This is a genomic window from Sporomusa sp. (assembly GCF_057736855.1).
The window spans coordinates 1-7,246 of record NZ_JBYKYF010000155.1 but is presented as its reverse complement, the minus strand read 5'-3'; the positions used below and the strand labels follow the sequence as shown (position 1 = coordinate 7,246).

Sequence of the window (7,246 nt, the reverse complement as noted above, 5' to 3'; positions counted from 1 at the left end):
GTTGAGGCAGTTCCAGTTGTAGAACTGGTTACCCCAACATTTATTATAGAGCCACTAAATCTTAAATTTACTAACAGCCATTTGTAGTTCTTCTGCCATTAATGCCAGCGCCTGACTGGAGGCGGCAATTTCTTCTGCGGAAGCTGACTGCTCCTGGGTTGCAGCCGAAACCGTCTGCGTATGGTCGGCAGTTTGTTTGCTAATGTTATCAATATCTTGTACAGCCAGCACTAATTCTTGACTGCCGCCTGCTACCTGTTTAATAGCCACAGAAATTTCCTGGATTTGTTGGGAGGCTTGCTCGATGCGTCTGGCAATTTCCGTAAATGTTTGTCCTGCTGTATTGACAACCTCGATGCCGGTGGTAACTTCGTGGGTTCCTTGATTCATCGAGAGTACGGCTTGCTTTGTATCCTCCTGGATTTCACCAATTAGGCTGGCAATTTTCTTGGCGGCATGTTGTGATTCTTCGGCGAGTTTGCGCACTTCCTCGGCCACGACAGCAAAACCGCGACCGTGTTCACCGGCGCGGGCAGCCTCAATAGCTGCATTCAGAGCCAATAAATTGGTTTGTCCGGCAATACCTGAAATCGTGTTGACAATTTGACCGATTTCTGTAGAACGTTTTCCTAGTTTGTCAATGATCTGAGCGGCTTCTTGGACAACACGTTCAATTCGGGTCATTTGATTGACTGCTGACATAATAGCCGCATTACCTTGGTGGGCAGCTGTAACTGTATGGGCAGTTGTATCTGACACACTGTAGGCAGTATCAGCTACTTGCTGAATATTTGCCGATATTTGTGCGACAACGTTGGTTGCTTTATTTACCGCGCAAAGCTGTATCTGAGATCCTTGTACTACCTCACTAATAATGGAGGCAACTTGATTGGCTGCTTGTGCTGATTCTTCGGCATTTGCCGTTAATTGTTCAGAAGATGAGGCCACTTGTAGGGAGGAGTGCTTAATATGACTAATTAATTTTTGCATATTTTTTGTCATAATTTGAAATGAATTGGCTAAACTGCCAATTTCATTATTTTCATGGATATCCACACGGGTTGTGCAGTCGCCGTCTGCTAATTTTTCTGCAGCCATTTTGAGTTGTAGCAAGGGTCTGGTAATCTGGCGAACAAAAAACATAAGGATAATGGTGGCTAAGGTCACAAGTCCTAGGGCGGAAACGATAGACCATAACCGTATTGCATAAAGGGGTCCTTTAAATTCGTCTATATATGCAGTAGCCGCGATGGCCCAGTTCACACCTTTTAATGGGGCATACGCGATGTATTCTTCCCGGCCATTTTCACGAATGGCTTGAATACCCTTTTCGGCCGTTTGAATCTTTTGAATTACTTTACCTAACTCACTGTCAGGATCGGTAAGCGGATTGTATTTTAACATTTTTTCCGGATCCCGATCCACTAAGACAGTGCCATCAAATTGGTACAAGGTTGCAAATCCTGACTGGCCAATTTTTATGGAAGTAATTAACTGAATTAATTCATCAATTTTTACATTACCACCCAATATGCCGACGAGTTGACCGTTGTTCATGATGGGTACGGCGATAACAATGGCCATTTTACCATCAGCTTTGCCGATTAACGGATCAGAGATTGTGGTTTTACCTGTTGCGAGCAATTTTTTGTAGTAATCACGCTCCTGAATGCTGCCTGAAGCGCCAGTGGGAGAATACCAGTTGCCTAATGGATCAGATACCCAAAATGCACTATATACAGGCAAACGTTTACTTTCGTTAGCTAGATAGGTGATAATTGCCTGTCTATCGCCGCTAAGTATAATCGGAGAGTTGGCTATTGCCGCTAATTCTGCCATACGGATATCTAGCCAAAGGCTGATTTCATTGGCCGCAACAGCCGTGGTTGTTGTTAGATTCTCTTCTACATCCTGAGTAATGACAGTTTCTGTTTTTGTATAATTTACCGTTGTTAGTATTCCGGCGGTAATCACTAAAACTCCAATCACCAAACAAACAAAAACAGATTGAATGCTTTTCATGTAATTTTATTTGCTCCTTTTCATTGATGGTATAACTGGTGCTGTTGTTGAAGAGAAACGTATATCCTGATATGACCAAAGGCCAGTTAAAAAACTGGCCTTTGGGTTAAACACGATGCGGACTGACAGTCACAGTGTATTGCCATCAATCTCTGGTTGATATACTGGTTACACCAGGCGTAGGTAGTGCTAAATACAGATGTTGTCCGCAATAATTTTATAGATTACTTACTTTATATTCTTTCTACAATAGTAGCTACGCCTTGACCACCACCGATACAGAGGGTAGCGAGACCAAGTTGCTTATTGTTCCGTTCCAAAGCATGCAGCAAAGTGACCAGGATGCGTGCACCGCTTGCGCCGATAGGGTGACCTAAAGCAATAGCACCGCCATAAATATTTACCTTTTCTTGTGGGAAGTCTAGTTCTTTACCAACAGCCAGGAACTGAGCCGCAAAGGCTTCGTTAGCTTCAATCAAATCAATGTCATTGATGGTTAAGCCGGCTTTACTGAGAGCCTTACGGGTGGCAGGCACTGGGCCTATTCCCATAATGCTTGGATCAACGCCGCCTGAGGCATAGGAGCGGATTCTGGCCAGTGGTTTGATTCCCAGTTCTTTGGCTTTGTCGGCTGACATAATTACCAGTGCAGCAGCGCCGTCATTGATGCCAGAGGCATTACCGGCGGTGACGGTACCATCTTTTTTAAAGGCAGGTTTTAATTTGCTTAATGCTTCAACCGTAGTTCCTGCACGTGGATATTCGTCAGTATCAAATACGATATCGCCTTTTTTGGTTTTAATGACAACAGGGGTAATTTCCTTCTTAAACACACCTTCAGCAATGGCTTTAGCGGCTTTGCTTTGGGATTGGGCTGCCAGTTCATCCTGTTCTTCGCGGGTGATACCGAATTTCTCGGCAACATTTTCGGCAGTAATGCCCATATGATAGTCATTAAATGCGCACCACAAACCGTCTTGAATCATAACATCGTTAACTTTGGCATGTCCCATGCGGTAACCCCAACGGGCTTTTGCATCAAGCACATAGGGCGCATTGGTCATGCTTTCCATGCCACCGGCTACAATAATATCTGCATCGCCAGCGCTAATGGCTTGGGCGGCCAGGTTAACGGTTTTTAAGCCGGAACCGCACACTTTGTTGATGGTATAGGCCGGGGTTTCGACTAAAAGTCCAGCTTTAATGGCCGCCTGACGGGCTGGGTTTTGTCCCAGACCAGCTTGCAATACATTGCCGAAAATGACTTCATCAATGCTTTCTTTTGCAATACCGGCACGCTGCACGGCTTCATTGATAACAATAGCGCCCAAATCAACTGCTGACAATGATGCCAAAGAACCGTTAAAACTACCGATTGCTGTACGTACAGCACTTGCTATAACAACTTCTTTCATGTGTACTTACCTCCGTTATCTGTGTTTATCTATATGGTAACTTGTTTGATTTATAGGAAATGAAGGCCAACGATAAAGATTATACCGGAGAATATCAGTGCGGTAACGCAGTAGCCCATAATGTCGCGTACGCCAAGTCCGGCAATGGCTAAGGCCGGCAGCGCCCAGAACGGTTGGGCCATATTCATCCAGGCTTCACCGTAAGCGATAGCCATGGCAGCTTTACCCAAGTCTGCACCCAATGCTTGAGCGGCTGGCATAACGAATGGACCTTGAACAACCCAGTGACCGCCGCCGGAAGGTACGGCAAAGTTAATCAATGCTGAACTGAAAAATGTCATTACAGGGAAAGTTTCTGCGGTTGCAATATCCACAAACCATTTGGTAATAATTCCGCCAAGACCGGAATGTTCCATCATAATTTGGATACCGGCATAAAACGGAAACTGAATCAGGATACCAGCGGTTCCTTTGGCTGCGGCACTGATGGCACGCATATACGCCATTGGGGTTTTATGCAGCAAAATACCAACAGATAAGAACAGCAGGTTAACGGTATTGACATTAATATCAAAGCCTTTTTTCGCAAAATAGGCACCCAAGTAGATAAGGCCAACCAGACCAACAACCCAAGCCAGTATCCGGCTTTCTTCAAGTTTTTCGGCAAGAGTGGCATTAGGTCCCAATTCTTTGGTAACAGGAGGATCTTCTTTTAACAGTGCAGGGTCAACGGCAACGATTTCGTCTTCTTTCGGCAGCATCATGCGGGCCATTAGCGGTACGGCGATGATTAAACCTACAGTGATAAAAATGTTATAAGGTGTGAACAGGGTTTGGGAAATGGGAATAAGCCCTATAACTTTTTCCATGGGATTACCAGCAGTTGCGGCTACCAATGGAACTGAAGCTGATAAGCCGCCATGCCAGCTTAAAAAGCCCATATAGGCAGTGGCAATTAATAGACGATAATCGGATTTGGGAATTCGGCGGGCCACTTCGCGGGCAAACATGGCTCCGACAACCAAACCGAAGCCCCAGTTGATAACGCAGGCTACGGCAGAAGCAAAGCCGACCAGCATAACGCCTTGGGCTGGTGTTTTAGCAGTAGAGGCCAAGCGAGTCATAGCTTTTTTTACCGGGACAGAACTGGCCAGCGCGTGGCCAGTTACCAGGACAAGCGCCATTTGCATAGCAAAGCCCAGCAAGTTCCAGAAGCCATTGCCCCACATATTAACCATATCCATGGCCGAATTTGGCGTTATGGTAATACCCATTACGAAAGTAATAATGGTAAGCAGAATGGCGAATACTAATGGATCTGGCAAATATTTATTAACGATACTGGTGAAAAAACGTGAAATAGCTCCTACCATTGTATCTCTCCTTAATTATTAATTGGCATGGTTTTCAGGTTGGGGCTGATAATCAGGTTAGCCTCGGTATGGGCAATAACATAGTCAACATCTACGCCGGGGGCAACCTCTTCAAGCACCAGGCCGTCTTCAGTTACGCGAATTACACCTAGTTCAGTAACAATTAGATCCACTACACCTTTACCAGTTAAGGGCAATTGGCACTGTTTCAGGATCTTGGAAGAACCGTTTTTGGCACAATGTTCCATGGCAACAATAACTTTTTTAGCGCCTGTTACTAAGTCCATAGCGCCGCCCATACCGGGAACCATTTTTCCAGGAACCATCCAGTTGGCCAGGTTGCCTTTTTCGTCAACTTCCAGACCACCCAGTACAGTGACATCCACATGGCCGCCGCGAATCAGCATGAAGGAAGTGGCGCTATCGAACATGGCTGCACCAGGGATCATGCCGCAAGGCTGGCCGCCAGCATTGGTCAAGTTAGGATCAGGCTCACCAGTTAAGGGACCTAAGCCGACAAAACCATTTTCGGACTGGAGGGTTACACTAACACCTTCTGGTAAATAGTTGGCTACCATGGTTGGTAAGCCGATACCTAGATTTACAACATAACCGTCTTCTAACTCTAGAGCAACTCTTCTGGCGATAAGTTCTTTTGCATTCATGTTAACAACCTCCTACATAAACAAGCTTATCTACTACTACGCCTGGAGTCATGACTTCATCAGGATGGATTTCACCGATTTCCACCAGTTCATCGACTTGGGCAATTACGACATCGGCAGCCATGGCCATCAGCGGATTGAAGTTGCGGGCCGATTTGTCATAAACAAGATTACCAGCTTTGTCTGCTTTTTTAGCCCGGATGATGGCAACATCAGCGCGTAGCGGTTTTTCTAAGAGATATTCCACGCCATCAACAGTCAGTTTTTGTTTGCCTTCTTCCACAACCGTACCTACACCAGTCGGGGTGAGTATGCCACCTAAGCCGGCGCCGCCTGCGCGAACTCTTTCGGCTAAAGTACCCTGGGGTACTAGTTCAACCTCTAATTCTTGCGCAATCATTTGTTTGCCGGTTTCTGGATTGGTACCAATGTGCGAAGCAATTACTTTTTTTACTTGACGACTGACAACCAGCCGGCCAACGCCTTTATCCGGAAACCCGGTGTCATTGGCAATCACGGTAATATCTTTAATTTTTTGCTCGAGTATGGCTTCAATTAAAGCTTCCGGTGTACCAACTGCCAAAAATCCACCTACCATAATGGTCATTCCGTCTTTGAAGCATTCAGTAGCTTGCTCAATGGTTACTAGTTTGTTTGACATGTCTAACCTCCTGATAAATTAAAATTTATATGGATTCCTTATTAATGCTTTCGTTTTATTAATAAAGCAATTTCCATGCCAAAATAAAACGAGCCTTATCGAAAAAAACCGAAAAGGCTCGAAAATGTTGCAAATAGTAAGGAAAATGAATTTGTACTGTAATTTTTAACATACAGGTTTACTTATATTGCGCAAAAGCCGGATGCGCAGTTTTTTGCGCAGTGAGCATTTTTTTTCGCACTTACTCAATGCCGTATTCTTGAATTTTATATAATAGCGAGCGTCTGCTCATACCTAATTCCTTGGCTGTTTTTACTTTATTTCCTTGATTGCGTTGCAGGGCTTCCTTAATAAGCCTACATTCCACGTTTTTGACCATTTCTTTGAGAGTTTTTCCTTCCGGCTTATCAAACCCCAACGGGTTTATTAGCTGGCTGTCATCACTCTGTCTAAGATGTTCCGGTAAATCGTCCGGAAAAATCATGCTGCCAGTGCACATGATTACCGCGCGTTCTACGACATTAGCCAGTTCACGTACATTTCCCGGCCAGTTATAAGATTCCATCAGTTTTATGGCACTGGGATCAAATCCTAGGATATGTTTCTCATTTTCTGCCGAGAATTTCTGAAGGAAATAACCGGCCAATAGCTCGATGTCTTCCCGGCGTTCTCTCAGTGGCGGCGCCGATAGGCAGACGACATTTAAGCGGTAATACAAATCCTGGCGAAAGGTGCCTTGTTTAACCATATCCAGCAAATTGCGATTGGTTGCTGCCAGCACCCGGATATCGGTTTTTATGGTTTTATTGCCGCCAACCCGCTCAAATTCCCGTTCTTGCAGCACTCTAAGCAGTTTGACCTGTAGGCTAGGGGAGATTTCACCAATTTCATCCAAAAATAAAGTCCCGTGATCGGCCTGTTCAAAGCGGCCTGAGCGACGCATAATGGCCCCGGTAAAGGCCCCTTTTTCATGACCGAACAGTTCGCTTTCCAGCAGATTTTCCGGTAGTGCTCCGCAGTTGACTTTGATAAACCGGCCGCCGCTCCGTTTACTGTTATAGTGAATGGTATTGGCAATCAGTTATTTACCTGTGACGCTTTCGCCGGTAA

The 7,246-nt window shown here is 45.2% G+C and carries 6 protein-coding genes; all 6 read right to left on the bottom strand.

Annotation, left to right across the window (positions count from 1 at the left end; translation table 11 throughout):
• Positions 1–54: 54 nt before the first annotated feature.
• Positions 55–2,022, bottom strand: a complete 1,968-nt coding sequence (locus tag AC29Z1_RS10905) for a methyl-accepting chemotaxis protein (protein ID WP_488271487.1) — start codon at positions 2,020–2,022, stop codon at positions 55–57.
• A 233-nt stretch (positions 2,023–2,255) separates the two neighbouring features.
• Positions 2,256–3,437, bottom strand: coding sequence for an acetyl-CoA C-acetyltransferase (locus tag AC29Z1_RS10900; protein WP_488271486.1), 1,182 nt, complete (start codon positions 3,435–3,437; stop codon positions 2,256–2,258).
• A 50-nt stretch (positions 3,438–3,487) separates the two neighbouring features.
• On the bottom strand, positions 3,488–4,810 hold the full coding sequence (locus tag AC29Z1_RS10895) for a TIGR00366 family protein (RefSeq protein WP_488271485.1): 1,323 nt from the start codon (positions 4,808–4,810) through the stop codon (positions 3,488–3,490).
• A gap of 11 nt (positions 4,811–4,821) precedes the next feature.
• The gene (locus AC29Z1_RS10890) at positions 4,822–5,475 is read right to left on the bottom strand and encodes a 3-oxoacid CoA-transferase subunit B (RefSeq protein WP_488271484.1); all 654 of its coding nucleotides are present in this window, start codon (positions 5,473–5,475) and stop codon (positions 4,822–4,824) included.
• A 1-nt stretch (position 5,476) separates the two neighbouring features.
• The gene (atoD, locus tag AC29Z1_RS10885) at positions 5,477–6,136 is read right to left on the bottom strand and encodes an acetate CoA-transferase subunit alpha (RefSeq protein WP_488271483.1); all 660 of its coding nucleotides are present in this window, start codon (positions 6,134–6,136) and stop codon (positions 5,477–5,479) included.
• 241 nt (positions 6,137–6,377) lie between these two features.
• The gene (locus tag AC29Z1_RS10880) at positions 6,378–7,214 is read right to left on the bottom strand and encodes a sigma-54 interaction domain-containing protein (protein WP_488271488.1); all 837 of its coding nucleotides are present in this window, start codon (positions 7,212–7,214) and stop codon (positions 6,378–6,380) included.
• Positions 7,215–7,246 lie beyond the last annotated feature (32 nt).

Bases quoted from the DNA above. Each gene is read 5' to 3' on its own strand.
- AC29Z1_RS10905 (WP_488271487.1), bottom strand. From the start codon at position 2,022: ATGAAAAGCATTCAATCTGTTTTTGTTTGTTTGGTGATTGGAGTTTTA.
- AC29Z1_RS10900 (WP_488271486.1), bottom strand. From the start codon at position 3,437: ATGAAAGAAGTTGTTATAGCAAGTGCTGTACGTACAGCAATCGGTAGT.
- AC29Z1_RS10895 (WP_488271485.1), bottom strand. From the start codon at position 4,810: ATGGTAGGAGCTATTTCACGTTTTTTCACCAGTATCGTTAATAAATAT.
- AC29Z1_RS10890 (WP_488271484.1), bottom strand. From the start codon at position 5,475: ATGAATGCAAAAGAACTTATCGCCAGAAGAGTTGCTCTAGAGTTAGAA.
- atoD (WP_488271483.1), bottom strand. From the start codon at position 6,136: ATGTCAAACAAACTAGTAACCATTGAGCAAGCTACTGAATGCTTCAAA.